The 25,334-nt window shown below is 56.4% G+C and carries 25 protein-coding genes; 10 read left to right on the plus strand and 15 right to left on the minus strand.

Translation table 11 applies throughout. The features are described from left to right. Nucleotides 1-27: 27 nt before the first annotated feature. Both LC093_RS02295 and LC093_RS02300 read right to left on the minus strand, forming a co-directional pair. Nucleotides 28-240: a zf-HC2 domain-containing protein gene (locus LC093_RS02295; protein ID WP_226661578.1), complete on the minus strand. Its 213-nt coding sequence runs from the start codon at nucleotides 238-240 to the stop codon at nucleotides 28-30. Beyond that, nucleotides 237-878, minus strand: coding sequence for a sigma-70 family RNA polymerase sigma factor (locus tag LC093_RS02300; protein ID WP_226661580.1), 642 nt, complete (start codon nucleotides 876-878; stop codon nucleotides 237-239). Before LC093_RS02300 ends, LC093_RS02295 begins: the two co-directional genes overlap by 4 nt. A gap of 170 nt (nucleotides 879-1,048) precedes the next feature. Here LC093_RS02300 and modA point away from each other — a divergent pair, with 170 nt between their 5' ends. From modA to modC, 3 genes are read left to right on the plus strand one after another with little or no spacing between them, the layout of a single operon-like run. Beyond that, nucleotides 1,049-1,876, plus strand: a complete 828-nt coding sequence (gene modA, locus LC093_RS02305) for a molybdate ABC transporter substrate-binding protein (RefSeq protein ID WP_226661582.1) — start codon at nucleotides 1,049-1,051, stop codon at nucleotides 1,874-1,876. Nucleotides 1,877-1,888: 12 nt separating this feature from the next. Further along, nucleotides 1,889-2,599: a molybdate ABC transporter permease subunit gene (gene modB, locus LC093_RS02310; protein WP_226661584.1), complete on the plus strand. Its 711-nt coding sequence runs from the start codon at nucleotides 1,889-1,891 to the stop codon at nucleotides 2,597-2,599. Continuing rightward, the gene (modC, locus tag LC093_RS02315) at nucleotides 2,589-3,770 is read left to right on the plus strand and encodes a molybdenum ABC transporter ATP-binding protein (protein WP_226661585.1); all 1,182 of its coding nucleotides are present in this window, start codon (nucleotides 2,589-2,591) and stop codon (nucleotides 3,768-3,770) included. The genes modB and modC overlap by 11 nt, the downstream gene beginning before the upstream one ends. An 83-nt stretch (nucleotides 3,771-3,853) precedes the next feature. On the opposite strand, the gene LC093_RS02320 is transcribed toward modC, so the two are convergent. Both LC093_RS02320 and LC093_RS02325 read right to left on the minus strand, forming a co-directional pair. Continuing rightward, nucleotides 3,854-7,036 (minus strand): efflux RND transporter permease subunit, encoded by a 3,183-nt coding sequence (locus LC093_RS02320; protein WP_226661587.1) that lies wholly within the window; start codon nucleotides 7,034-7,036, stop codon nucleotides 3,854-3,856. Between the two features lie 5 nt (nucleotides 7,037-7,041). After that, nucleotides 7,042-8,256, minus strand: coding sequence for an efflux RND transporter periplasmic adaptor subunit (locus tag LC093_RS02325; RefSeq protein WP_226661589.1), 1,215 nt, complete (start codon nucleotides 8,254-8,256; stop codon nucleotides 7,042-7,044). 421 nt (nucleotides 8,257-8,677) lie between these two features. On the opposite strand from LC093_RS02325, the gene LC093_RS02330 reads away from it, so the two are divergent. From LC093_RS02330 to arsH, 7 genes are all read left to right on the plus strand, one after another. Beyond that, nucleotides 8,678-9,331, plus strand: a complete 654-nt coding sequence (locus tag LC093_RS02330) for a TetR family transcriptional regulator (RefSeq protein ID WP_226661591.1) — start codon at nucleotides 8,678-8,680, stop codon at nucleotides 9,329-9,331. Nucleotides 9,332-9,739: 408 nt separating this feature from the next. Continuing rightward, nucleotides 9,740-11,842, plus strand: a complete 2,103-nt coding sequence (locus LC093_RS02335) for a carboxy terminal-processing peptidase (protein ID WP_226661593.1) — start codon at nucleotides 9,740-9,742, stop codon at nucleotides 11,840-11,842. A 103-nt stretch (nucleotides 11,843-11,945) separates the two neighbouring features. Then, nucleotides 11,946-12,761 (plus strand): exodeoxyribonuclease III, encoded by an 816-nt coding sequence (xthA, locus tag LC093_RS02340; RefSeq protein ID WP_226661595.1) that lies wholly within the window; start codon nucleotides 11,946-11,948, stop codon nucleotides 12,759-12,761. Between the two features lie 290 nt (nucleotides 12,762-13,051). Further along, nucleotides 13,052-13,396, plus strand: a complete 345-nt coding sequence (locus LC093_RS02345) for a metalloregulator ArsR/SmtB family transcription factor (protein ID WP_226661597.1) — start codon at nucleotides 13,052-13,054, stop codon at nucleotides 13,394-13,396. 25 nt (nucleotides 13,397-13,421) lie between these two features. Further along, nucleotides 13,422-13,895, plus strand: coding sequence for an arsenate reductase ArsC (locus LC093_RS02350; RefSeq protein WP_226662417.1), 474 nt, complete (start codon nucleotides 13,422-13,424; stop codon nucleotides 13,893-13,895). A 2-nt stretch (nucleotides 13,896-13,897) separates the two neighbouring features. After that, nucleotides 13,898-14,932, plus strand: coding sequence for an ACR3 family arsenite efflux transporter (gene arsB, locus LC093_RS02355; protein ID WP_226661599.1), 1,035 nt, complete (start codon nucleotides 13,898-13,900; stop codon nucleotides 14,930-14,932). Then, a complete protein-coding gene (gene arsH / locus LC093_RS02360) occupies nucleotides 14,922-15,635 on the plus strand; it encodes an arsenical resistance protein ArsH (RefSeq protein WP_226661602.1) in 714 nt (237 codons plus the stop codon). The genes arsB and arsH overlap by 11 nt, the downstream gene beginning before the upstream one ends. 105 nt (nucleotides 15,636-15,740) lie before the next feature. Here arsH and LC093_RS02365 read toward each other — a convergent pair whose 3' ends face one another. The 11 genes from LC093_RS02365 to gspF all read right to left on the minus strand — a co-directional run bounded on the left by LC093_RS02365 (nucleotide 15,741) and on the right by gspF (nucleotide 25,333). Further along, nucleotides 15,741-17,948, minus strand: a complete 2,208-nt coding sequence (locus LC093_RS02365; RefSeq protein WP_226661604.1) for a hybrid sensor histidine kinase/response regulator — start codon at nucleotides 17,946-17,948, stop codon at nucleotides 15,741-15,743. Nucleotides 17,949-17,989: 41 nt separating this feature from the next. Next, nucleotides 17,990-18,193: a DUF2788 domain-containing protein gene (locus tag LC093_RS02370; protein ID WP_226661606.1), complete on the minus strand. Its 204-nt coding sequence runs from the start codon at nucleotides 18,191-18,193 to the stop codon at nucleotides 17,990-17,992. Between the two features lie 313 nt (nucleotides 18,194-18,506). Continuing rightward, a complete protein-coding gene (locus LC093_RS02375; RefSeq protein ID WP_226661607.1) occupies nucleotides 18,507-18,776 on the minus strand; it encodes an acetyltransferase in 270 nt (89 codons plus the stop codon). A 233-nt stretch (nucleotides 18,777-19,009) separates the two neighbouring features. After that, nucleotides 19,010-19,498: a type II secretion system protein GspM gene (gene gspM, locus LC093_RS02380; protein ID WP_226661610.1), complete on the minus strand. Its 489-nt coding sequence runs from the start codon at nucleotides 19,496-19,498 to the stop codon at nucleotides 19,010-19,012. Nucleotides 19,499-19,509: 11 nt separating this feature from the next. Then, a complete protein-coding gene (gspL, locus tag LC093_RS02385) occupies nucleotides 19,510-20,829 on the minus strand; it encodes a type II secretion system protein GspL (RefSeq protein WP_226661612.1) in 1,320 nt (439 codons plus the stop codon). Continuing rightward, nucleotides 20,830-21,822 (minus strand): type II secretion system minor pseudopilin GspK, encoded by a 993-nt coding sequence (gene gspK / locus LC093_RS02390; RefSeq protein WP_226661613.1) that lies wholly within the window; start codon nucleotides 21,820-21,822, stop codon nucleotides 20,830-20,832. Then, the gene (locus LC093_RS02395; protein WP_226661615.1) at nucleotides 21,794-22,636 is read right to left on the minus strand and encodes a type II secretion system protein GspJ; all 843 of its coding nucleotides are present in this window, start codon (nucleotides 22,634-22,636) and stop codon (nucleotides 21,794-21,796) included. Before LC093_RS02395 ends, gspK begins: the two co-directional genes overlap by 29 nt. Continuing rightward, nucleotides 22,633-23,001 (minus strand): type II secretion system minor pseudopilin GspI, encoded by a 369-nt coding sequence (gene gspI, locus LC093_RS02400; RefSeq protein ID WP_226661616.1) that lies wholly within the window; start codon nucleotides 22,999-23,001, stop codon nucleotides 22,633-22,635. Before gspI ends, LC093_RS02395 begins: the two co-directional genes overlap by 4 nt. Next, nucleotides 22,991-23,605, minus strand: coding sequence for a type II secretion system protein (locus tag LC093_RS02405; protein WP_226661618.1), 615 nt, complete (start codon nucleotides 23,603-23,605; stop codon nucleotides 22,991-22,993). Before LC093_RS02405 ends, gspI begins: the two co-directional genes overlap by 11 nt. Before the next feature lie 21 nt (nucleotides 23,606-23,626). Further along, nucleotides 23,627-24,055 (minus strand): type II secretion system major pseudopilin GspG, encoded by a 429-nt coding sequence (gene gspG, locus LC093_RS02410; RefSeq protein WP_226661621.1) that lies wholly within the window; start codon nucleotides 24,053-24,055, stop codon nucleotides 23,627-23,629. Between the two features lie 60 nt (nucleotides 24,056-24,115). Further along, complete coding sequence (gene gspF, locus LC093_RS02415; RefSeq protein ID WP_226661623.1) at nucleotides 24,116-25,333, minus strand: type II secretion system inner membrane protein GspF; 1,218 nt, start codon at nucleotides 25,331-25,333, stop codon at nucleotides 24,116-24,118. Nucleotide 25,334 lies beyond the last annotated feature (1 nt).

The following is a 25,334-nucleotide window of genomic DNA, read 5'->3' on the forward strand; positions in this document are numbered from 1 at the left end:
CCGCCCCGCTTGCCTGCAGTTTTCATTTCACGTTTCACGGGCATCCTTGATGCCTCCTTCTTCCCCCGACTCTTTTGCATAGTCTCTTGCCAGGTTTCGCAATGTCTGCATCTGGCGATTGAAATTGCGGCACCCGGAGCAGATGGCGAGATGCACTTTCAGCTCAAGGTTCTCTGCGGTTTTAAGCGGACGTTCCAGAGATTCCGAGCAGATTCGCGTCGCCTGCTTGCAGTTCATCATAGCCCTATTTCCCCCGCTATTTGTTCGGCACTCTCGGAGGCAAACCAGCTACTTTCCAGACATTGCCGCAATCGCAAACGGGCGCGATACAGTGTGACATGCAGGTTGCTGGTAGTGAGATTCAGGCGATTGCAGATTTCGTCCGATTCCAGCTCGATGAATTCCCGCAGCATAAAAACCCTCGCCTGCTGTTCCGGCAGGCCATTCAGGCAGGCGTCGAATACCCGCCAGAAATCCGCACTGTAAGCACCGCCCTGCGGTCCCTCCCAGGCCGTTGGGCGCTGGGATTTGTGCCAATGGCCATTATCTTTGAACAGGAGCCCAGAAAAAGCGGCCTCATCGGAATCCTCCTCCTGCGCACTGGTAGCAATAAGCTTCTTCTGTTCACGGAAAATATCCGCTATTTTGAATTTCAGGATCGAAAACACCCACGTCTTGAGCGCAGACTTCCGGGCGAAAGACCCAGCGTTTTTTAACGCACCGATCAATGCCTCCTGCACCGCATCTTCCGCCTGATACGGATCACCCAACTGAATCTGGGCAAACTTGAGCATCTGTACTCGCAGTTGGGCCAGGTAGCCAGGATCGATCAGCTGCTCTACGGCCGCGCTCGGCGCTGCTTCGGACACTTCTGTCATAAGTCGGTTCTTGCTGTTGCCAGTCGGTTATTGGTCGCGCCGGAGCGGGATTTCTTACACGGATTCCAACCCTACAGCTCATACATCGGCGGACTTGCAGTCACCCGCCATATAAACAACTATATAGCGCTTGGTTACCGCTCTATTTCGTTGTGTTAAGGCCCGTTTCTGTGCTCAAAGCCTGTCTGATACAGCTGGTGAACGCCCCCCGGCGCGCCAGCGTGATTAGGATACCGTGCAAATTCCTTGCCCTGTGGTGCGTTGTTGCCGCGAGTATCGTCCGTGCAGATGAAATTACCATTGCCGTCGCAGCCAATTTTGCGACGCCGATGGAGGCTATTTGCCAGCGGTTTGAGCAGGACACAGGCCACAAGGTACACCTCGCCGTCGGTTCTTCCGGTAAGTTTTTCGCGCAAATCGAGCACGGCGCGCCATTTCAGGCATTTTTCTCTGCCGACCAGGCCAAACCCGCCCAACTGGAGCGGAATGGTTTAACCGTGCCCAACAGCCGCTTTACCTATGCACGGGGCCGTTTGGTACTCTGGTCCGCCGCCCCTGAAGCCGTCGACGCAACGGGCAATGCATTAAAGCGCGGTACCTATCACAAGCTCGCCATTGCCAACCCCAAGCTCGCCCCTTATGGTGCCGCCGCGGTGGAAACCCTGAAAAACCTTGGCCTGGAATCGAGCGCACGCAAACATCTGGTGCAGGGTGAAAACATCGCCCAGACATTCCAGTTTGTTGCCTCTGGCAATGCGGAGCTGGGCCTGGTCGCATTGTCCCAGGTGATGCGAAACGGTGAGATTGGCAGCGGCTCAGCATGGCTGGTGCCAGAAACACTGTACAGCCCGATATTGCAGGATGCCGTCATTCTGGTACCTGGACGCAACAGTGCCGCGCTCGCGTCGTTCTGGGAGTTTGTGCAGAGCAAACCTGCACAACGCATTATTGAATCTTATGGCTATGCGTCCCCCCATTCAGCCGCCCAGGCCCGGTGAGTTTAAGCCAGCATGTTGATTAGCGAATCCGACCTGTCCGCAATCTGGCTCACCTTGCGTCTCGCCACAACAGTGACCCTGCTGCTGTTGCTGATCGGTACGCCGCTGGCACTGTGGCTTGCCAATACCCGCTCGCGACTCAAAGGGCCGCTCAGTGCGCTCATTACGCTGCCGCTGGTTCTGCCGCCCACGGTACTCGGGTTTTACCTGTTGCTGTTTATGGGTCCCAATGGCCCACTGGGCCAACTGACCACATCCCTGGGCCTGGGGACACTGGCGTTCACCTTCTGGGGACTCGTTATCGCCTCGCTGCTTTACTCCCTGCCGTTTGTGGTACAACCGATCCAGAACGCATTTGCTGCTCAGGGCACCCACCCTGCGGAAGTTGCGGCCACGCTGAGGGCCAGCCCCTGGAATACCTTCTGGCATGTGCGCCTGCCCCTGGCCAAACCGGGCATCGTCACCGCTACAGTCCTGGGCTTTGCACACACCGTGGGCGAATTTGGCGTTGTCCTGATGATTGGAGGCAACATTCCCGGTGAAACCCGGGTAGTTTCCGTACAGATTTACGACCATGTGGAAGCGCTGGAATACGCTCAGGCCCACTGGCTGTCGGCGGCAATGGTAATTTTCTCATTCAGCGTATTGCTGGCGCTGTACCTGGTGCAGCAGCGTCGCCAGACCAGCGCACAGGCTGTTGTCGGGTTGCGGTATGAGCCATAACAATACATCTAACCCCCAATCTGGAATTTTTGGGCGATTTCAGTTCGGGCTGCCCCCAGCAACGGCAAAGTCCGATGCCCATAGCTTTGTGCTGGACGCAGAGTTTGATCTTCCTGGTAGCGGCGTTACTGGAATATTCGGTCCATCCGGCTCGGGCAAAACCACACTACTGCGCTGCATCGCGGGACTGCAGCATGCACCCGGCGCGACGCTCCGGGTGAACGGCGAGACCTGGCAACATGGCCGCCAAAGCCTGCCCACCCACAAGCGCCCCATCGGTTTCGTATTCCAGCAACCCAGCCTGTTTCCGCATTTGTCTGCGAAGGGCAATCTGGATTTCGCCTGCCGCCGCGCAAGAACGCAGCCGGCACAGGCGACAATTAACGACATTATCGACCTGATGGGTATTGGACACCTGTTGCAGCGAAACTCCACGCAACTGTCGGGTGGCGAGCAACAGCGTATAGCCATTGCCCGCGCACTACTGATCCAGCCACGGCTGTTGTTAATGGACGAACCTCTTTCCGCTCTGGACAACGCGCGTAAACAGGAAATCCTCCCCTACCTGGAAACACTCCACCGCACTCTGGATATTCCGGTACTGTATGTCACCCATTCCGCCGATGAACTGGCGCGGTTGGCGGACCACCTGGTAGTGTTGGATAACGGGAAAATTACCGCGAGCGGACCCGCAACCGAACTGATGTCGCGCGCCGATTTCCCCGTGCCACTGGGCGATGATATCGGTGTGCTACTACAGACAACAGTGCGGGAAATCGACCATCAGTGGCAACTGGCGCGGGCCGACTTTGACGGTGGTGCAATCTGGCTGCGGGATCACGGCGACGCCATCGGCACTGACATTCGCCTGCGCATATTGGCCCGGGATGTAAGCCTCAGCCGCTCACCCACCGAGGACACCAGTATCCTCAATCGGCTTCCTGTGCAGGTGCAGGAAATTAGCGATGACCGCGATTCTGCGATGGCGCTGATAACACTCGGGGCTATCGGCGAGGTCGATCGGGCAAGTTCAAATCCCGAAAACGCGGAACCTGATCGTGGTACAAACGCCCTGCTCGCCCGTATTACCCGCCGTTCCCTCGCGCACTTGCAACTGAAACGCGGCGACCAGGTCTGGGCGCAAATCAAGTCTGTCGCGATCGCGCGCTGATCAAGCGAGCCATTTTCAAATAAAAAAAGCCGGGCTGCTTTCGCGAGGCCCGGCCAAGGTTTACAAGCTCGTGTAAATTCTGTTTACGCGGGATCGGCAGTCGTTTCCCGCTGTTCAATACCTTTCTTCTCAGCCTTCAGGTTTCCGGCAAACTCATCGCCAGATACGACCTGTTTGCGACTGCCGAACATTTTCTGCACCACCACAAAGAAAAGTGGAATAAAGAAAACGCCCAGGAAAGTACCCACAACCATGCCGCCCAGAACACCGGTACCGATTGCCTGCTGGGCACCGGATCCCGCGCCAGTGGCAATGGCCAATGGCAGTACACCAAGACCAAATGCCAGAGAGGTCATCAGGATCGGGCGCAGACGGTCGCGTACTGCGCTCATCGTTGCGTCAATCAGTGACATACCCGCTTCCAGATTCTGCTTGGCAAACTCGACGATCAGAATCGCATTTTTGCTCGTCAGGCCGACAGTCGTCAGCATCGCTACCTGGAAGTAAATATCCCGCTCGAAACCGCGCATGTTACTGGCGAGAATCGCACCGAGAATACCCAGCGGAGCGACCAGCAGTACCGCCGTAGGTACGGTCCAGCTTTCGTACAGCGCCGCAAGGCACAGGAACACAATCAGGATCGACAGACCGTACAGCAGCATGGTCTGCGAACCGGCCTGCTGCTCTTGATAGGAAAGCGCGGTCCACTCAAGACCAAAACCTTCCGGCAACTGGCTGACCAGACGCTCCATTTCTGCCATGGCTTCGCCAGAGCTCACACCCGGCTTACCTTGCCCCTGGATCTGTACTGCTGGCACGCCGTTGTAACGCTCGAGGCGCGGCGAGCCGTACTCCCATTCAAAGGTAGCGAAGGAAGAAACCGGTACCATCTCGCCATTCGCGTTGCGCACGGACCACAGGCGGAAATCTTCCGGATTCATCCGGTATGGGGCATCCGCTTGCATGTAGACGCGCTTGATACGGCCGCGATCGATAAAGTCATCGATGTACTGGCCGCCCCAGGCAACACCCAGGGTGCTGTTGATGTTCGCAATGGAAACACCCAGTGCCGACGCTTTCGCATTGTTCACCTTTAGGCGGAACTGCGGTGTATCTTCCTGGCCGTTCGGGCGTACGCCGGTCAGTAGCGGGCTCTGCCCTGCCATACCCAACAACTGGTTGCGCGCGGCGATCAATGTCTCGTGGCCCTGGTTGGCATTGTCTTTCAGGTACATAGCGAAGCCAGCCGAGGTACCCAGTTCCGGCAGCGCCGGTGGCGAGAACGCATAAGCAATCGCATCCTTGATCTGACTCAGCGCACCCATGCCACGCATGGAGACGGCTTTGGCCGACTGCGACTCCTCTTCCCGCTCATCCCAGTCTTTCAGCTTGATAAAGGCCATGGCGTTGTTCTGGCCACTACCGGCAAAGCTGAAACCCTGTACCGAGAATACCGATTCCACCAGGTTGCTTTCGTTTTCCAGGAAGTGGTTTTCGAGCTTCTTCACCGACTCCATGGTGCGCTCCTGGGTCGCGCCCACCGGCGTCTGTACCAGTGAGAACAGTACACCCTGATCCTCTTCCGGCAGGAAGGAGCTCGGAGAGCGCATAAACAGGAAGACCATGACCGCGGTCAACGCGACAAAGATCGCCATAAAGCGGCCACTGCGGGCCAGAATCCCGCGCACACCACGCTGATAGGTGTCGGCACCGCGATCAAAATTGCGGTTGAACCAACCGAAGAATCCGGTTTTCGCACCGTGGCTGCCGGGCTTCAGCATGGTGGCACACAGGGCCGGTGTCAGCACAATCGCAACGAGTACCGAGAAGGTCATCGCGGCCACAATAGTTGCCGAGAACTGACGGTAAATAACCCCGGTGGACCCATCCATAAAGGCCATCGGTACAAACACGGCCGACAGCACCACACCGATGCCCACCAGTGCACCAGTAATCTGTTTCATGGATTTTTTCGTAGCTTCTTTCGGAGACAGATGTTCTTCGTGCATCACCCGCTCTACGTTTTCCACCACCACAATCGCGTCGTCCACCAACAGGCCGATAGCCAGTACCATCGCAAACATGGTGAGCATATTGACGGAGAAGCCCATCAACGACAGCACACCAAAGGTACCGAGCAGTACCACCGGAACAGCAATCGTCGGGATGATGGTGGCGCGGATGTTCTGCAGGAACAGCAGCATCACCAGGAATACCAGAATCACCGCTTCCACCAGAGTCTGCATCACGCCATGAATGGATACCTTTACAAACGGCGTGGTATCAAACGGCACCACGGTTTTCAGGCCCGCCGGGAAATACGGGCTCATTTCCGCCAGCTTCGCCTTGACCGCATCGGAGGTGTCCAGCGCGTTCGCACCTGTCGCCAGTGAAATCGCAACACCGGTGGCCGGCGCGCGGTTGTAGCGGGTGATATTGCCGTAGCTCTCTGCCCCCATCTCAACGCGGGCCACATCGCCGAGTTTCAGTACCGAACCGTCGGCATTCGCACGCAGGATCACATTGCGGAATTCTTCCGGCGTTTGCATCCGGCTCTGGGCATTGATACTCGCAGTAAGCTGTTGCCCGGCCACCGCAGGTGTGCCGCCGAGGCTGCCGACTGCCACCTGCTGGTTCTCAGCACGCACCGCTGCGGCAATATCCGACGGAGTCAGTTTGTAGGCATCCAGCTTGTTCGGGTCCAGCCAGATACGCATCGCGTACTTGGAACCGAATACCTGGATACTGCCAACGCCCGGCACCCGGCTGAGGGGGTCGGCTACGTTGGACACCACGAAGTCGGCGATATCCGCCTTTTCCATGCTGCCGTCAGACGAGACGAAACCCAATACCATCAGGAAGCCACTGCGGCCTTTACCGACGGTAATACCCTGGCGCTGAACCTCTTCCGGCAGCAGCGGCATGGCCAGCTGCAATTTGTTCTGCACCTGAACCTGGGCGATATCCGGGTCGGTACCGTTGGCAAACGTCAGGGTAATACCCACCGTACCAATGGATTCACTGGTGGCAGACATATAGATCAGGCCATCGAGGCCCTTCATGTTCTGCTCGATAACCTGGGTAACGGTGTCCTCGATCACCTTGGCCGAAGCACCCGGATAGCTCGCATTGATAGATACAACCGGCGGCGCGATATCCGGATAGCGCTCAACCGGCAGTTTGGAGATCGCCATGCCGCCAAACAGCATGATGACGATCGCGATCACCCACGCAAAAATCGGGCGATCAATAAAAAATCCTGCCATTGTTGTTACCCCTTGCTCGCATCGTTGGCCTGGCTTTTACCGGATTCGCTTTTGGCCGAATCGCTCGGTGCGGGCAGATCCACCTTTGCTGGTGCAGCTGCCTCGCCGGCATTGACTACCGCTCCCGGACGAACTTTCTGCAGTCCTTCCACAATCACACGGTCACCGACGTTCAAACCGCTTTCCACCAGCCAGTAGCTGCCAACGGTCTGGCCGACTTTTACATTGCGCGCTTCCACGGTATTACCTTCGCCGACAACCAGTGCCGTGGTATTGCCTTTCGGATCGCGGGAAATCCCCTGCTGGGGTACCAGAATCGCCTGCTGCCGCTGACCGCTGCCAACTTCCGCACGCACATACATGCCCGGTAACAGCAGATTGTCGGGGTTCGGAACCGTTACCCGCAGACGCACGCTGCCCGTTGTCGGATCAACACTCACTTCAGAGAATTCGAGTTTGCCATCGTGCGGGTAACGACTGCCGTCTTCGAGCAGGATGCTCACCGGCAGGTTGCTCGCGCTTTCCATGGTCCCCGCGGCCATGGCCTGTCGCAGGCTCAACAGTTCGCTGACTGACTGGGTCAGGTCGACGTAGATCGGATCCAGCTGCTGGACGGTGGCCAGCGGCGTTGCCTGATTTGCGGTAACCAGCGCGCCCTGCGTGACCGATGAAATACCAATCCGTCCACTGATCGGGGCACTGATACGCGCGAAATCCAGTTGAACCCGGCTGCGCTGAACTGCCGCCTTCGCGGCGGCCACATCCGCTTTCGCCTGCTGCAGTGATGCAATCGCGGTATCGTTGTCCTGCTTGCTCACCGCACCGCTCTTTACCAGCGCTTGTGTCCGGTCGGCCTGTAGTTTCGCGACAGTGAACTGGGCCTTGGCCCGCTCAAGCGACGCCAGGGCGCTTTCGTGGTCTGCCTGATAGCGGACATCATCCAGCTGGTACAACGGCTGGCCAGCTTCTACCAAGCCGCCTTCCGTGAACAACTGTCCCTTCACCAGGCCATCAACCTGAGGGCGAACTTCCGCAACCTTGTACGGGGTTGTACGACCGGGAAGTTGTCGGGTAAGCGTGACCGGCTGGCTGCTTAGCGTCACTACGGTAACCTGCGGGGTACGCCCTTGCATGGCTGGCTGTTTGTCACCGCAGGCCGTTAACAGCACAGCGGCCAGCAACAGGCTGCCGGATACCAATGACTTTTTCTTGTGCAACATGACAACCTCTTGGAACGCATCTGAGCGTGGCGCCATGACCGCTGGCGCCAGCCGGGAATTAATTAGAGAAGGCGTAAAGTAGCTCGCGGTTACACGGGATGAGATCCCCCGCGCCGTATGCCCGAGTACCTTGGCAGAACCCAAAATCTGCGTGGTGCGGTCACACTGGCCAACGCTGTCATTTACTGTGACAGCCTGGTCATTTATGACTAATTACGCTCTGGAGGGGAATTTAAATACATGCATGAATGAATATCAACTATTTATTCATGCGTGACGATGAATTAAACTGCGTACGCGATCAGCCGGTCAGGATCCGCCGGTTCAGTCAAGTCAGACCGACGCATACAGGACGTTCTCAACCGCAAACACCTTGAAGTCGGTCGAAACCGAACCGGAACGACAGCTTAGGAATACGTTCATGGCCAGAAGGCGTAAAGAAGAAGCACAGGAAACCCGCGAGCGCATCCTCGATGCCGCGATAGATGTTTTTCACAAACGCGGTGTTTCCCGCCCTTCCCTTACCGAAGTCGCCGAGCTGGCCGGCGTCACCCGCGGCGCCGTTTATGGCCACTTCCAAAACAAGGCCGACCTGTTCAGTGCAGTCGCTGATCGCGTCAAACTGCCCGACGAGTCTCTCTGCCAGGTACCCCTGGACGGCGGTTGCGACCCGCTCCGCGAGCTGCGCCAACGCTGGATTTTTCTGTATAAAGAAGTCGCCACCAATGAAGAATGGCAGCGTATTTTTGAAATCATTCTTATGCGCTGCGAGAAGGTCGCGGAACTGGCTGAAATCCAGCAGCGCTGTTCTGACGGCCACTGCGAAGGGGCGACCCGCCTGCGTATTTTACTGGAAGCGGCAATCAGGGCCGGCCAACTCCCTGCCGACCTGGATGTGGATTGCGCGGTCCCCATTATTCATGGCAGCCTGATAGGGCTGCTGCAGGACTGGCTGATGAACCCTGCCGCCTATGACCTGGCAGAAGTCGGCGCCCGCCAGGCGGATGCCATGCTTGAAATGCTGCGCACCTCACCCCACATGATGAAAAACAAGCAGTCTGTAGAGGAAGTTTGAATATCCACCCGGAGCGGACAATCGGCAACGTGACCGGACACGGCAAACCGGCCCACAGCGCGCATCAACCCCGCTCGACTGATCGCGGCAGGTACTCCGCCCAACGAATTCACCGCAAAAATTCGGTGACTTGCAACGCTGAGTACACCCCCCGCGGCCGCACCACGACACCGAATGTAGAAAAAATGCACAATACTATCGTTATGGCAGGTAAATCCTCCTTCCTGACGACGTATTCCAGGCACCTTTCGCCTCGTTCAGGAAGCAATTCATGCCTTTCGGAGCTTTCAGCCTTTATACTTGTCCTAAGCTATAAGTCGCCACTGCCCGGCGAACGGCTGACAGCCCAAACCGGCACGACCAACGACAGTGGGACGCCTTGAAGTAGGACGTATAAAGAGACTCCTTATGCTTAGCAATCGACTAGCCGCATTCGCAACCGGCCTTTCCTTCTCCCTCCTGATACTGGTATCACCTGCCAGCCTGGCAGAAGTCAAAGAGCTCAAACCCCACGAAGACCAGGGGGGCACAGCGCGCGAAATCGTCAGCAAGCTTGAAATGCTGCACTACAACAAACTCAAGGTCGGCGATGAAATGTCGACGGGCCTGTGGGACGAGTACATAGACAGTCTCGATCCGTCTAAGAGTTACTTCCTCGCTTCCGATATCAATGAGTTCCGTCAGTGGCGTGAAAAGCTGGACGATGACCTGAAAGCAGGCAACGTGGACCGCGGTTTCGAGATTTACAACCGCTACCGCCTGCGGATTTCCGACCGCCTCGACAACATCCTGTCACAATTGGAAAACGGCCTGCCCAAATTCGACTTTGCCAAGGATGAATCACTGGAGCTCGACCGCGAAAAGAGCGACTGGCCGCAAACCATCAGTGCTGCCGACGACCTCTGGCGCAAGCGCCTCAAGTCCAGCGTGCTCAACCTGCGCCTGACCGGAAAGAGCGACGAGGAAATCGCCGACCTGTTGCTGCGCCGCTATAAAGGTCAGCTGAAACGCCTCGGTCAACAGAATTCCGACGACGTGTTCGAGCTCTACATGAACTCGCTGACCCGTCTCTACGACCCGCACAGCAACTACCTTTCTCCACGCTCCCTGGAGAACTTCAACATGAGCATGTCCCTGTCCCTTGAGGGCATCGGTGCCGTGCTGCAGGTAGAAGACGAATACACCAAAGTGGCCCGCCTCGTAGCCGGCGGTCCTGCCGACCGCTCCGGTAAGGTCAAACCGAACGACAAAATCGTGGCAGTAGGCCAGGACGAAGAAGGCGAGATGGTCGATGTTGTCGGCTGGCGCCTGGACGACGTGGTCGACCTGATCCGTGGCTCTGCCGGCACCTTTGTGCGCCTGGAGACCATTCCCACTGGTGGCGATGGCACCCATCGCACTGTGCTGATCAAGCGCAGCAAAGTGAAACTCGAAGACCAGGCAGCGAAAAAAGCCACCTTTGAATTTTCCGATGGCGATAAGAACTACAAGGTTGGCGTAATCAATCTGCCGACCTTCTACATCGACTTTGAAGCCTATCGCCGCCGTGACCCGAACTACAAAAGCACCACCCGTGACGTGGCGCGCCTACTGGATGAACTGCAGAAAGAAGGCGTGGACGGCGTGATCCTGGATCTGCGCAATAACGGTGGCGGCTCACTGCAGGAAGCCACCATGCTCACCGACCTGTTTATCGACCAGGGCCCGGTGGTACAGATTCGCCACGCCAACGAGCAGATTTCCCGCCACAACCGCTCGCGCTCCCGTGCCATGTATCGCGGTCCGCTGGTGGTACTGATCAACCGTCTGTCTGCATCCGCGTCAGAAATCTTTGCGGGCGCGATTCAGGATTACAATCGCGGCCTCGTCGTCGGTAACCAGTCTTTCGGTAAAGGTACCGTGCAGACCATGGCACCGCTGAAAGAAGGTCAACTGAAGATCACCCAATCCAAGTTCTACCGGGTTTCCGGTGATAGCACCCAGCATGCAGGCGTATCTCCGGATATCAGCATGCCCCAGCTGATCGACTCAGAAAGTGTTGGTGAAAGCGCCTATGACACTGCCCTACCCTGGGATCGTATCCATGCAGTGCCCCACGCCAAGTATTTCAACCTGAAAGATCTGGTACCCGACCTGGTTCGCAAGCACGAGCAGCGCACTTCGGCAGACCCGGATTTTGTATTCCTGCGTGAACAGTTCAAATACCAGATTGAGCAGACCAACAAGAAGTTCGTGTCGCTGAATGAGGAAACGCGCAATGTAGAGCGCGAAACCCTGAACAGCGAACTGCTGACTATGGAAAACAAGCGTCGCTCGGCCAAGGGTCTGGAACCCTATGAGAGCTTCGAAGCCATGGAAAAGAGTGAATCGGAAGAAACCGAAACTGTCGGCGGGCCAGTTGAGATCACACTGGAAGATGATCCTGTATTGAATGAAGCCGGCTATATCATGGCGGACTTTATAGGCCTCAAAGACCGGGTGACCCGCGCACCACAGGTTGCCAACTTCTAAACCATCGCGGCTGCCTGGGGCAGCCGCAACAATTTACGACGTTACCTGGCCCGGTATTCTCCGAATAGCGGGCCTTGGTTTTTTTAGGTATTCAGGGGGAAAGGTGAAAGTCGTATCCTTTAACGTAAACAGCATTCGTGCCCGTCTCCACCAGCTGGAAGCACTGGTTCAATCACACTCGCCAGATATTATCGGCCTTCAGGAAACCAAGGTTACCGACGAAGAATTCCCGGTCGATGTGGTGCGCGACCTGGGTTACGAAGTGATCTATTTCGGCCAGAAAACCCATTACGGTGTCGCCCTGCTTTCCCGCTACCCATTCCTGAAAAGCCAGTACGGTTTCCCAAGCGACGCGGAAGATGCCCAGCGCCGCCTGGTGGCAGGCCAGTTCGATATCGGCGCCGACAAGCCTCTGACCGTCGTCAATGGCTATTTTCCCCAGGGCGAGAATCGCGAGCACCCGCTCAAATTCCCGGCCAAGCGCAAGTACTATGCAGACCTGAATAACTACCTGGACAGCGAGTGCAATAAGGAATCACCGGTGCTGGTTATCGGCGATATGAACATCTCCCCCACCGATCTCGACATCGGTATCGGCGAATCCAATCGCAAACGCTGGCTGCGGGACGGCAAGTGCAGCTTCCTGCCGGAAGAGCGCGAGTGGCTTGAGAAATTGCAGGGCTGGGGCCTGGTGGATACCTTCCGCAGCGCCAACCCGGAAACCAATGATATTTTCAGCTGGTTCGATTACCGCAGCCGCGGTTTTGATCGCGAGCCCAAGCGGGGCCTGCGTATTGATTTGATCCTGGCCAGCCAACAACTGGCGGACGCCTGCGTCGCTACCGGCGTGGACTACACCATCCGCGGTATGGAACGCCCCTCAGACCATGCGCCGGTATGGGCTGAATTCAAGCTTTAAGCCCCCTCAAAAGCCCCACAGCATACCCCAACGTAGCTATGGATGAAGGCGGTGATGCCGGGTGCGGTCTTGCGAGACCTTCTGCGACATGGATGTCGCGGAAGAGCCCCCAGGGATGGGTTTACGGCGTGTCTCGCAAGACCGCACCCGGCAGCAGCGCCGCCACTGACTCATTTACTTGACCCGCACCGCACATGGCGGTTTTTTACCAGCGGATATATACGGTTTTTCACATATATGAATTTTCATATATAATTCGCCAAAATCAGAACGCAAGTGAAGTCTTCGCAATGAATCCGGTTCAGTTTTACAAATGCCTCGCCGACGATACCCGCCTGCGCTGCATATTGCTCATCACTCAGGAAACAGAACTGTGCGTCTGTGAACTCACCGCTGCCCTGGGCGAGAGCCAACCCAAAATCTCCCGACACCTGTCCCAGCTACGCCAGTGCGGCCTGCTGACCGATCGCCGCCAGGGCCAGTGGGTGTTCTATCGCCTCTCTGATGAATTACCGGCCTGGGCAAGGGACATCTTATTGACCACTCTCGAAAGCAACCCGGATTACATGGCAGATGCGCGCGCTGCGCTCTGCCAAATGGGCAACCGACCAGAGCGCAGCATTATTTGCTGCTAATCAACTCCAGGATAAGAACCAGCCAATGAAGTTACTGTTTATCTGCACCCACAACCGCTGCCGCAGCATACTCAGCGAGGCGATTACCAATCACCTGTCACAAGGCCGCATTGAGGCTTACAGCGCTGGCAGTCAGCCGGTTGGTGAAGTGCACCCCTGGTCCCTTCGTTACCTATCGGCCCGCGGGATTGCAACCGAAAATCTCGCCAGTCAATCCTGGGACGAATTCGAAACCCTGCAGCCCGACGCGGTCATTACCGTTTGCGATTCCGCCGCAAATGAAAGCTGCCCTTTGTGGATGGGCAATGGAGTCAAAGTACATTGGGGCTTACCCGACCCTTCCAAACTTGACGGCCCGGAACTCGAAATTGCCGAAGCCTTTAACGCGGTCATGGACACGATCGAGGCGCGTATTCAGACTATCCTCGATTCCGGAATAGACGAACTCAAGGGCGACGCGCTGCATGATGCACTGAATAAAATCGCGCAGGAACTCTGATCATGGGACTGTTTGAGCGTTATTTATCGGTATGGGTTGGCCTGTGTATTCTGGCCGGGCTTGCTCTGGGCAATTTTGCCCCCGACCTCTTCCATGCCATTGCCGCCATGGAAGTCGCCCACGTAAACCTGCCCGTCGCGGTGTTTATCTGGGTAATGATCTACCCGATGATGGTGCAGGTAGATTTTTCATCCATTCGCGATGTGGGCAGCAAACCGAAAGGACTGCTGCTGACCCTAACCGTGAATTGGCTGATCAAGCCGTTCACCATGGCCGCGCTGGGCTGGCTGTTTTTCCGGGTGATATTTGCCGATCTGGTGGACCCACAGACCGCCTCCGAATACATCGCCGGTATGATCCTGCTGGGCGTCGCGCCCTGTACTGCGATGGTGTTTGTGTGGAGCCACCTCACCAAAGGGGACCCCAATTACACTCTGGTGCAGGTGTCGGTGAACGACATCATCATGATTTTCGCCTTTGCACCCATTGCAGCCTTTTTGCTGGGTGTCAGCGATATCACCGTGCCCTGGAACACCCTGCTGCTATCGGTCGTTCTCTACGTGTTACTACCACTTATTGCTGGCATCATCACGCGGCGGATCCTCGATAAGAACAACGACCACAGCCGCCTCAATGAATTCCTGGCAAAAATCAAACCAATCTCCATTGCCGGCCTGCTCGCTACCGTGGTTCTGCTGTTCGGCTTCCAGGCGGAAACCATCCTCGCCAACCCGATGGCAATTGTGCTCATTGCAATACCCCTACTGATCCAGACGTACGGCATCTTCGCGATCAGCTACGGCGCAGCCCGCAGCATGCGACTGCCACACAATATTGCAGCCCCCGCCTGCATGATTGGGACATCCAATTTTTTCGAGTTAGCAGTGGCCGTAGCCATATCCGTGTTTGGCCTGAACTCAGGCGCAGCATTGGCAACAGTGGTCGGGGTACTGGTTGAGGTACCGGTCATGCTGTCACTGGTCGCTTTCGCAAACCGCACCCGCCACTGGTTCGGAGATACCCCTAATGAAAACTGAAGACTTGCCAAACATCGAACAAGACTGCTTTCGCGAAACCGATCTCGCCGAATTACAGTCCCCAATTTTTGATCAGGCCCCGAAAATCCTACTGCTGTATGGCTCACTGAGGGCGCGCTCTTTCAGCCGCCTGGCGGCGGAAGAAGCAGCGAGAATCCTGCAATTATTGGGCGCGGAAACACGGATATTCAACCCATCCGGTTTGCCTCTGCCGGATGACGCGGACCAGGAACACCCGAAAGTGAAAGAACTGCGCGATCTGGCCACCTGGTGTGACGGAATGGTCTGGTCTTCGCCAGAACGGCACGGCGCCATGACTGGCATCATGAAAACCCAGATCGACTGGATACCGCTATCTATGGGCGGTGTACGGCCAACACAGGGCAAGACTCTCGCCATCATGCAGGTCTGCGGTGGCTCCCAGTCCTTCAATGCAGTCAACCAAATGCGGATTCTGGGGCGCTGGATGCGCATGGTTACGATCCCCAACCAGTCATCCGTAGCCAAGGCATGGCTGGAGTTTGATGACAATGACCGGATGAAACCCTCCTCCTATTACGACCGCATTGTCGACGTGATGGAAGAATTGATGAAATTTACCCTACTGCTCAAAGACAAGCGGGATTACTTTGTGGACCGCTACTCCGAGCGAAAGGAAAGCTGGGAAGAGTTTCGCAAGCGCATAGATCAGCGCTCGATGTGATTATTCAGGGGGCATGTGCAAGCATTAGGACTTGCACTTGCCTCCCAGGCTTACGGTCGCGGCAAGCACACCAAGCCAACGGAGATTTTCCAGAACGCCCACCGACTATTCACCCAGCCAGCGTTCAAGGGTCTCTGCGAGGCTATCCTTGCTTAACGGCTTGGTCAGGAAATCATCCATACCGGCTGCCAGACAACGCCCCTCAAACTGTTCTTCCGTTGTGCTGGTCAACGCCACGATCGGCAGCCTGTCATCAGGCGAGAATTCCGCCTCCCAAAGACGAAGCTGTTCAATAATTTCCGCACTGTGCACGGTGTTCTGCTGACAATCCACCAGCAGCAGGTCGTAAGCACTATCCGGAAGCTTTGCCAGAGCCTCCTCTACAGACGGAACGACCTCCACCTGATAGCCGAGGGTTTGCAGCATTTCTTCGGTCACACCCTGATGCTGACGGGACTCCTCGATCAACAGCAATTTCCGCTTGCGGTTGATTTCCGCATTGCCACTGACGACGCGCCGGCTGGCTTTTTTGCTCCCCCCAAACAGGCGCAATACCAGCGCCTCATGAAGCTCCTTGCGGGTAACCGGGCGAGAGAGATATTGAGCATCCGGGTTGAGCCCGGCCAGGGTCGCAAACTTTGCCTTGTTCCCGTAGCCACCAAGACAGATCAGCGGGAAAGACAGAGAGCCAGCCTCGCTGGCAACGACCAACTTCTCGCGCACTTCGCTCAACAAGCCCCCGTCCCCCAGAGACGGTATCAGCAATACCAGCTGCTGACGCTCGATTGCCGTGGACAACGCCCTGAATGCGTCGCCATTGTCTTCCGACCAGTGGAAGCTGGTCACATCCATACCAAATGACTGGAGGACTTGAATAGTGCCGGTAACAAAGAGCCCCTTCTGGTGCAACACCACCACATCCGTATCCTGCAGTCGGCGGTCCGGCGTAAGATATACGCGCTGGTTGGGCTCGATCTCGAATTTGATCACCACCTGGTAGCGGTTACCTTCATCCGAAGAATGCAGCTGGAGATAGCCACCCATTGCCTCGGCTAACCCCTTTGCGATATTCAACCCCAGGCCCGTAGTCACCTGCGTGGTATCCATCCGCGAAAAGGCACCAAACAATTCCGACTCATCCGGCAGGATCTCGCCGCATCCATTGTCTTTAATTTTGAGCGTCAGCTGACCCTCTTCCGAACTCACGTACTCAAAGCTTGCCTCACCCCACAGCTCGCCAGACTGGGCGATCACCGTTGCGGAATCCACCAGATTGCGGATCAATTGCGCTGTCTTTCGATTATCCCCCGTGACCATAACGGGCAGGCTGTCATCAATCTGGAAATTGAATTCCAAACGCTGACGCTGGGCAGTGCGGGCAGCAAACTTAAAGGCCTTTTCAATGGTTCGCACCAGATTGAAAGGCGCGCGACGCAGGTGAATATCTTTTCGTGCCACACGGGCAAACATGCCCACGTTGTCTACCAGCTTCAGCTGCTGGTTGCCCGCGTTTTTTGCCAGGCGCACCCATTCACGCTGACGCTCGTTCAGGTTGTCACCTTCCAGCAGGGCCAGAGCACCCAGCGAATCCGAAAGCTGGCTGCGAAACTCCTGACCGACATTCGCCAGAAATTCATTGGTAACTTCGACTGCCGCCTCAGAGTGCTTGCGCGCGGCCGCCAGATTGCTGGCCTTCTGCTGCAGAGCCTGCATGGCGGAAACCCGATCCCAGTAATTTTCGGATTCCTTCCTTGCCTGGTGGGCCATCAGCCAGACGAAGGCCAAGGTCAACGCACCGTAGATAGCACCGATTACATCCGCAGTGAGAAATCCCTGCAAGGCGGCAGGCACCAGAGATACCGCCAGGAACCAGGTAAGGAACCGATGGTAAGGGGAGAAAACCGTGGTGACACTTGCGCAAAAAACGACCGTGTACAACCAAAGGAATTGAGTCACCGGAGACAGCCCCAGCAACAATACATGGCTCAGTAAGATCACGCCCCACCAGGCCGCACCGAGGGTGGACGCCAGGAAATACTGGCGACGCCAACGCTTGGGGCCTGTTGCGTAGAGCCCGTCGAAACGGAAGACGTAATACCCGCGCCATAGCGTGAACAGTACCAGCCCAATCCCCAGCAGCAGTGCAAGCTCAGGCCTCAGGTGGCGCAACTCTCCCATTGCCACAGCAACCGTAAAAGCCACCAGGGAAAAAAGCATTCCGCGACGGCTGTACTTGGCGATTCGTGAGTCTGTAGCGCGGCAGACACGACGGTCTTTCTGAACTTTAAGTTCGGGGCGATCAAATAGCGGCATATATTATTCCCGGCATCCCTGATCGGCTCAGTAGCGATCTACTAGCCGAGTCCCATGACTTCAACCAGTACCGTTTTTATTAAGAACCCCAGCAGGCCCAGCCCGAGCGCGGTAAAGAGAATGAAAGTACCGAAACGACCCGCTTTCGACTCTTTGGCAAGATTCCACACAATAAAAATCATGAACAGAATCAGACCGCCAATTCCCACGTAAAGGGAATACTCTTCAAACAACTCGAAACTCATGGAACAACCGCCCCGGTATTCAGATTCAGTGAGGCCCCACCCCACAATTAGTACGCTAGTGCCACAGTGCAAATACCAGCAAGCCCTGTGCGACCTGCAAACACGGGAGGGTTACCCGCTACATTCGCGCCACTCGGTGACACCGGCTAAAAATTGGCGCGTATTGTATAGGAGGTGTTGGCCTGAAACCACGAGTAGACAAGGGATTTCCCGTGGCCACTTATCCGGAGCCGGGTAAACCAGCCACACCGACAGGAAAAGGGCCGAGAATCACCTTCAATCACTGAGTTAAAGCCGCTGGCTCAACGCTCGATCAGGCGCCCTGGTAGTAGTCACTGTCATTAATCTGCGTACCACATTTAATTCTGCGGACTTCGCGCTCCCGATATTTGCTGTCATGCCAACACAATGGCAATGGCTCTCCTGAAAGAAAGCGCAGCTGGGCCTTGTCAAAGACTTCCGGATCCTGAACTTCCTCGCCCCACAGGTATCGCCCGATTACCGTCAGCTCATACGGGTTCGCCAGCGTGACAATGTCAGCCACATCTACCAGGTGATTACTCTCGGCATTTCTGAACAACATAACTGACACCCACTTCAAACCATTCCGACTTGAGTATAGGGAGAAAAAGGTGCCATTCCGGGCAGAAAATTTCAGCAATCGGGCCCGAATTTACGATCTACCGCAGCTGTCACCCGGCAAAACACTTCGCAAAAAACGAATATTTCTGACCAAAATAGAACAAAATCAGCAATCAAATAAAAAAGTCGATCAGTATTTACTCACCGCCGGTTGTTGAGAAACCAAAAAGAAAATTAACGCTCCAGCGTGAGGCGCGCAGAAACCATACCCTCTTCCGCCAACGCATCGACACTTACTGTCTGGATGACAAACCTCTGCTTCATCAGATTGTTGAGCCAGGGCTGCAAGTCCTGGTAGCGCACCTCGTCAATCCACAGGCGAATTCGCCCATCACCTTCCGGCTCAAAGCGCTTGATGGTGACGTTGTGATTTTTGGCCGCAGCAGTCACCCGCTGCAGGAGCGTTCCCTGTGCCTGCCCGTTGCCTCCACTACTGCGCTCAACTCGCTCCAGCTGTGGACGCTGCCTGTCGATCCACGCCGCGAGCTCCCGGGCTTCCTCAGCCTCCACTCGCGACGTTTCAAAGAAACTCTGCGCCGGTTTGAACAGCCCAAATACAATGAACATCGACCCCAGGAAAAGCCCGAGAAGCCCCAGGGCCCTCTGGTCGTTCGCTGGTAACGATTTCCACTTCTGCAATAACGGCTCAATTTGTTGCTTCATCGTATTCTCACTCAGCGCAGGCGGATTCGCCCGGACACCCCGTTTTCCAACTCATTCGCAGCCAGGAGCTCGGCTCGATACTGGCCGTTTGACAGCTTTCCGACTACGGCGTCAATCTGCCCCAGATTCGCCGCCCGCAACTGCAATACGAGTTCGCCGCGATTGCCATCAAAACGCAGTGACTGCAGGCGCAAATCTCCGCTACTCCAAACACTCGCCAACTGCTGCAGCTGACGGGCAAAATCGCCGGAGCCACCCGTCGACTGATTCAGGTAACCCTGCACCTGACGCCGAAGATCCGCACGAGGAGTATCATTGGGGAAAATTTCACTGAATACCGCACGGGCCTGCGCATCAGCACGACCGGCCTGAATCTTGTAATAAGTACCGACACCAACAAAAAACAGCAATTGAGCAGCAAAACAGGCCGCAACAGCGATTGCCGGCTTGCGCCACCAGGGGCCTTCGGCCGCATGAAAGGATATCTGGTACTCGCCACTGAGCAAGTTACCAGCGCTTGATCCGGTCACATTCTCCAGCAACTGCTCTTCCGCCGGAGATGCGGACACCTCAACGTCCGCCAACTGAGTAAGCCCTGCCAGTTCAAGCTCTTCAGCGTGCCCAAACAGCATCACGCTATCCCGCACTTCGCCCTCGATACCGGCTTCCTCACCACTGTCCGGAGCCAGCAGGCTTTCGGCGACAGGCATCAACAGTGAGCGAGCAACAGTGAGGCCGCGGCCAGCGCCCTGCCACAGGTGCGCCCACTGCCCATCCAGCCAGATACTGGATTGACCCGACAGGCCACCCAATAGACGGTACTCCGGAATTGCCACGGTAACCGGCCAACCGAGACGTTCGAGCTGCATATGCAGCGCATCCATCTTGCGCCGGGAAACCGCCATTACGGTGCACAAATCGCCATCTACTGGCTGACAGGTAAAGTGGAGATCCTCAACATCTTCCGCCAGTTGCTCTTCCACCATATAACCCACAGCACTACTCTGGCGGCGGGCTGCGCGGGGAATGACCTCCAGGCCACTCCAAACCCAGCTGCCAGGTAACAGCAGTATCCCCTGGCTGTCCGGCTCGAATTCGAGCACCATGGCATCCGCTGAGGTCGCTTCATCACTTGCGAACGATTCCACGTCGGATGGCACCGAAATAAGGTCTTCGTCTGCTTCCGGCGTTACTGCCCTGAAGGCACGCGCAAATGCAGCGTCCGTTGTCACCGACTGCCATTTGCCCTCGCTCCAGCACTGGACTTCCAGTGGCGCGGCCTCAGCTGTCGCTGATTCAACCAGCCGCAATAACATCTGTTTCTGGCTCAATTAATCCCCCAGTAATTCCTGCAATACCTGCCCGGAAAACTCGCGCCGCTGGCGCTGAATAACTTTCACTTTGCCCGATGCCGGATCGAGCTGAAGAATCGATTCCCAGTACTGGCGATGCTCCAGACCTAGCTGAACCGCGATATACGCGATGTAGTAAGTGCTGTGGAAATCCACATCCGCCGTACCGCTTTTGACTTCAAACGGATCCAGATCCGACGCCTGGGCGAACGGTGTACCCGATTCACGTTCATTGATCAGCCCCGCCACGTTGGCCGACGGAAACAGCGCTTCCAACAGTGATTGAGATGCGGTATTCACATTGATTCGGCTACCGGTTTCCGGCAGCGCGCAGAGCTCTGGCTCGAGCTCACTCCAGATATCCGCCTCCATACCCTGTACATGGCGCAGCTCGGAAATATCGGTAATCAGGGTATCCGGTGTGCGATACGCCACTTCCATGCCCAGGTAGCCGGTATCCTCAGTACCGGACCCCAGCGGGGTATCACCGGCATCCAGCCAATCCTCAATAGCCAGCGCCAAATCTGCCTGGCCACCGACATTACGCACCAGGTTGCGCAGCTGGTTGGAATAGGCGCTTTCAGCGCCTGATGCTCGACCAAGTGTTAAATTATTTACATTAAAACAGGACTGCAAGTCTTTGATTTGTATGCGAATTTTCCCGTTATCCGGGTTAAATTCGGTCAACTTTTGCGCCCAGGCCTCCTGCAGGTTATCGCTGCTATTGGCCTCACTTGCATCCTCTTCAAAATCTTTTTCCAGGGCAATGATCGCCCAGGCTTCCGCACCGCGCACAAACTCTGCCAACTGGGTGTTTGCCAGAATTGCGCCGGTCCGCGAAATCGCCAGCTGGTTTCGCATCACCGCGTGGCTCACTGCGGCAACGGAAATAACCATCACCAACAACACGGTGATAAGCGCAACGCCCCGCTGCTGCAGGAACTTACCGCGCATCGTCTTCAGACCGCTCATCGGCGCCTCCGCTCGACCCGCTCGACCCACTCCCGGAATCGTCATCGCGGTCCGCTGAATCCGCATCACCGCCACTGCTCGAACCGCTTCCGCTTCCGCTTCCCGCCGTAATCGTGTATTCAGGCAAGGAGAACACCCGGCGCATTTCGCCGGTCGTTTGCGTTATAAGGGTGATTTCGACAGCCTCCGGCAACCGCACATCCACAGCCCCCGGCGTGCTATCAGTGGCAACCGGAGGCCACTGAGCGAGCCAGACCTCATTCTCGCCATCGTAATAACGCACGGTCATGTCAATCACGCCGTCCAGGACGGGCTCCGCGACCGGTTCCGAATCCGGCCCTCGATCCAACACACTCCAGCGACTGCGCAGCAGTAGCGCCGAGCCATCATCTTCTTCGTATCGATCCCGGTCGCGCCTATCGGAATCTTCTTCCGGGAAGCCGATACCGTAGTGCAATCGCTGCAATTGGCCCCTGGGCTCACCGGTCAAATTTGCGGCACCAAGACGAGTAAATTCGAACTCGTTCGACACGCCCTGGAATGCTGGCTCGTAACCGCTATAGGCATTTTTAACCGGGCGTACCGTCACCTGGCGCAAATCATCGTCCAGCCGGTACATCGCCATGGACAGACGCCGCATGACTTCTGCACGCCCCGTCAGCACGCGGTCCGTATTGAAAAAGGTTTCCAGGAGGGAGTAAGAGCCGATACCAATAATCGATACGATAACCAGCACCACAAGCAGCTCGATCAGCGTAAAGCCGCGCTCAGAACCGGAAGTCCGGTGTCGCTTGAAGGGGCTGGCACTCATCATGGCTGTGCCACCCAGGAATCAATAGTGAGAATCGGGTCCTTATCTGGCCAGCCTACCTGCACTATCAGGTGGCGCATGCGCGGCTCATTGGTGGACTTTACTTCTGCCGCCACCTGCCACTCGCGCTCGCCAACAATGACCTTTTCGGTCTTTTTACCGAGAGGCGGCCAGTCTGTGCGCAGGCGAATTTCCTCAAGTGCCTGCTGAGCAACCCAGTTTGCCCCGAGCCGCTCTTCGAGCGCCGCCTGCTGCCTGACACTGTCCTGCAAGGTTTTCAGTACACTGGCAGCAATAACGCCGAAAATTACCAGTGCCACCAACACTTCAACGAGGGTAAATCCCCGCTGCCGGAGCTTAGAGTTCATCGCTCAACCACTCCAGTTCCATACCGTGGAGGCTGCTGTAAGAAACAACCGCACTGCGGGCGACCTTGTCGTTCTTGAGCAGGTGTACCGCGATTTCAACTGGCAGCACCTCACCACTGGAAAGCGCAGCAAATTGGGGAAGTGACTCTTTATCGCCATCGTCATCGCCTTTCTTGGACGATGCATCCTTGCCACTCTTGCGACCAAATTCCGCGTCGCTGCTGTCCGCTCCAGGCAACTCGGTTTGGGAAAGGACTTCAATACGTATATTTGGCGACAATTGGTGGGAAAGAAAACGGCGGGCATTGGCGCTCCCGGGGTTCTCGGAAAAATCCAGCTCTACCCATTTCATGGCCGAACTGTCATACCGAACCACGGTGTAGCCGTCCTCTTCCAGCACAACACCGAGATGCGCCTTATCAATGAGTGCACGATCCGCAACCAGCTGCAGCAGGTTAGCCAGCCGCTGCACCTCACCCGTCCAGGTACGGCCCTCGGAGTTGCCCAGGGACAGGGTCGCCATACCCGCCAGCGTGGCGATGATGACAATCACCACCAACAGCTCGATCAACGTAAAGCCCCGCTGACGGGATGCGGATTTCATCGAAATGAACCTGAATCAGCCTCAGAGCTCAGACGCAAACAGATCGGTTGCTTCGCCTTCACCACCCGGCTTGCCGTCGGCACCCAGGCTAAAGAGGTCGTACGCACCGTTGCTGCCCGGGCTGATGTACTGGTATTCGTTGCCCCAGGGATCCTTCGGTGATTTTTTCAGGTAGGGGTCGGTCCAGTTTTTGGCTTCCGGGAAGCCGGAAGGCTTGGTTACCAGCGCCTCAAGCCCCTGGTCGGAACTCGGGTAGACGAAGTTATCCATGCGATACATATCCAGCGCAGTGGAGATCGCTCGCAGATCCACAGTAGCCGCCTTGATACGGGCCTCACCAGTACGGCCAAGTACATTCGGGATAACCAGAGCCCCGAGTACACCCAGGATCACGATCACCACCATGATCTCGATCAGGGTAAAGCCCCCACTCTTGCGCAAATTCTTCATTTCTCACCTCGATTCAAAGTCAAAGCGACACTTTGCCGCAGTGTTCACTATTTGACCAGCTCAAACTACCAGCTGATTCATACTCATAATCGGCATCATAATTGCCATCACGATAAACAGCACCAGGCCCGCCATGACCAGCAGCATGATGGGCTCGAACAGACTGACAAAGGCCGTCACCGCCCCCTGCAGGTCGCGCTCCTGGTTTTCTGCCGCACGTACCAGCATCTGGTCCAGTGTGCCGGATGATTCACCGCTGGCGATCATGTAGATCATCATCGGCGGAAAATATTCCACGTCCTCGAGCGCACGGCGCAAACTGCCACCTTCGCGCACAAATTTCTGCGCCGCCTGCAGACGCTCCTTCAGGTAGTCATTACCCATTACCCCGCTGGCGATACCCATAGCCTGGACAAGGGGCACACTACTTCCGGTCAGGATGGCCAGAGTACCGATATATCGGGCACTCTGGCCACCGCGTACCAGCCAACCGATCATCGGCATGTCCAGCAGGCGATGGTGAAAACGGTAGCGGAATCCGGACTGACGCATCAACAGCATCCAGCCGACGACCAGTAAGACGATTATCGGCGGGATTATCCAGCCCCAGGACGAGATAAAATCGCTGATCGCCACCAGGATCCGGGTTGCCAACGGCAATTGCTGACCTGTGCCGGTAAACACTTCAATTACGTCAGGAACGACATAAACCATCAGTCCGGTTACGACCAATACGCAGATTACAACCAGAACAACCGGATAAATCATGGCCAGCTGCACCTTTTGACGAAACTGCTGCTGGCTTTCGGTGTAATCACCAAGGCGCTCCAATACCTCATCCAGATGACCAGAGTGCTCACCGGCCTCTACGGTAGCGCGATAGAGTTTCGGGAAGGCGCGCGGAAAACTGCCCAGTGCCTGCGCAAAACTATGCCCTTCGAGCACTTTTGCACGCACTGCCAGCACAATGCGGCGCACCTTCTGGTTGCGGGACTGGTTGGCAATGGCACCCAAGGTCTCTTCGAGCGGTATACCGGCACGCAGTAAGGTTGCGATCTGCCTTGTGAGCAGCGCGAGGGCCTTGATACCAAGACCGGGACTGGTAGACAGCAACCCGTCGCCAGCCTGGGAATGGGATTCCGATGCGGGGCTGACCTCCAGCGGTATCAACCCTTTTGCCCGCAACTGCTGGCGGGCTGCCTTGGCACTGTCTGCTTCCAGGGTTCCGCGATTTTTGCGTCCCCCCGCATTCAGGGCCGTGTACTCGAATGCACCCATG

Source organism: Microbulbifer aggregans (assembly GCF_020524005.1).
GTDB classification, from domain to species: domain Bacteria; phylum Pseudomonadota; class Gammaproteobacteria; order Pseudomonadales; family Cellvibrionaceae; genus Microbulbifer; species Microbulbifer aggregans_A.

Bases quoted from the DNA above. Each gene is read 5' to 3' on its own strand.
- LC093_RS02405 (WP_226661618.1), bottom strand. From the start codon at position 23,605: ATGAAATCCGCATCCCGTCAGCGGGGCTTTACGTTGATCGAGCTGTTG.
- gspG (WP_226661621.1), bottom strand. From the start codon at position 24,055: ATGAAGAATTTGCGCAAGAGTGGGGGCTTTACCCTGATCGAGATCATG.
- LC093_RS02345 (WP_226661597.1), top strand. From the start codon at position 13,052: ATGAATCCGGTTCAGTTTTACAAATGCCTCGCCGACGATACCCGCCTG.
- LC093_RS02335 (WP_226661593.1), top strand. From the start codon at position 9,740: ATGCTTAGCAATCGACTAGCCGCATTCGCAACCGGCCTTTCCTTCTCC.
- modC (WP_226661585.1), top strand. From the start codon at position 2,589: ATGAGCCATAACAATACATCTAACCCCCAATCTGGAATTTTTGGGCGA.
- LC093_RS02325 (WP_226661589.1), bottom strand. From the start codon at position 8,256: ATGTTGCACAAGAAAAAGTCATTGGTATCCGGCAGCCTGTTGCTGGCC.
- arsB (WP_226661599.1), top strand. From the start codon at position 13,898: ATGGGACTGTTTGAGCGTTATTTATCGGTATGGGTTGGCCTGTGTATT.
- LC093_RS02300 (WP_226661580.1), bottom strand. From the start codon at position 878: ATGACAGAAGTGTCCGAAGCAGCGCCGAGCGCGGCCGTAGAGCAGCTG.
- gspK (WP_226661613.1), bottom strand. From the start codon at position 21,822: ATGAGCGGTCTGAAGACGATGCGCGGTAAGTTCCTGCAGCAGCGGGGC.
- LC093_RS02375 (WP_226661607.1), bottom strand. From the start codon at position 18,776: ATGTTGTTCAGAAATGCCGAGAGTAATCACCTGGTAGATGTGGCTGAC.
- LC093_RS02370 (WP_226661606.1), bottom strand. From the start codon at position 18,193: ATGAGTTTCGAGTTGTTTGAAGAGTATTCCCTTTACGTGGGAATTGGC.
- modB (WP_226661584.1), top strand. From the start codon at position 1,889: ATGTTGATTAGCGAATCCGACCTGTCCGCAATCTGGCTCACCTTGCGT.
- arsH (WP_226661602.1), top strand. From the start codon at position 14,922: ATGAAAACTGAAGACTTGCCAAACATCGAACAAGACTGCTTTCGCGAA.
- gspF (WP_226661623.1), bottom strand. From the start codon at position 25,333: ATGGGTGCATTCGAGTACACGGCCCTGAATGCGGGGGGACGCAAAAAT.
- LC093_RS02365 (WP_226661604.1), bottom strand. From the start codon at position 17,948: ATGCCGCTATTTGATCGCCCCGAACTTAAAGTTCAGAAAGACCGTCGT.
- LC093_RS02295 (WP_226661578.1), bottom strand. From the start codon at position 240: ATGATGAACTGCAAGCAGGCGACGCGAATCTGCTCGGAATCTCTGGAA.
- gspI (WP_226661616.1), bottom strand. From the start codon at position 23,001: ATGAACTCTAAGCTCCGGCAGCGGGGATTTACCCTCGTTGAAGTGTTG.
- LC093_RS02330 (WP_226661591.1), top strand. From the start codon at position 8,678: ATGGCCAGAAGGCGTAAAGAAGAAGCACAGGAAACCCGCGAGCGCATC.
- LC093_RS02320 (WP_226661587.1), bottom strand. From the start codon at position 7,036: ATGGCAGGATTTTTTATTGATCGCCCGATTTTTGCGTGGGTGATCGCG.
- LC093_RS02395 (WP_226661615.1), bottom strand. From the start codon at position 22,636: ATGATGAGTGCCAGCCCCTTCAAGCGACACCGGACTTCCGGTTCTGAG.
- gspM (WP_226661610.1), bottom strand. From the start codon at position 19,498: ATGAAGCAACAAATTGAGCCGTTATTGCAGAAGTGGAAATCGTTACCA.
- LC093_RS02350 (WP_226662417.1), top strand. From the start codon at position 13,422: ATGAAGTTACTGTTTATCTGCACCCACAACCGCTGCCGCAGCATACTC.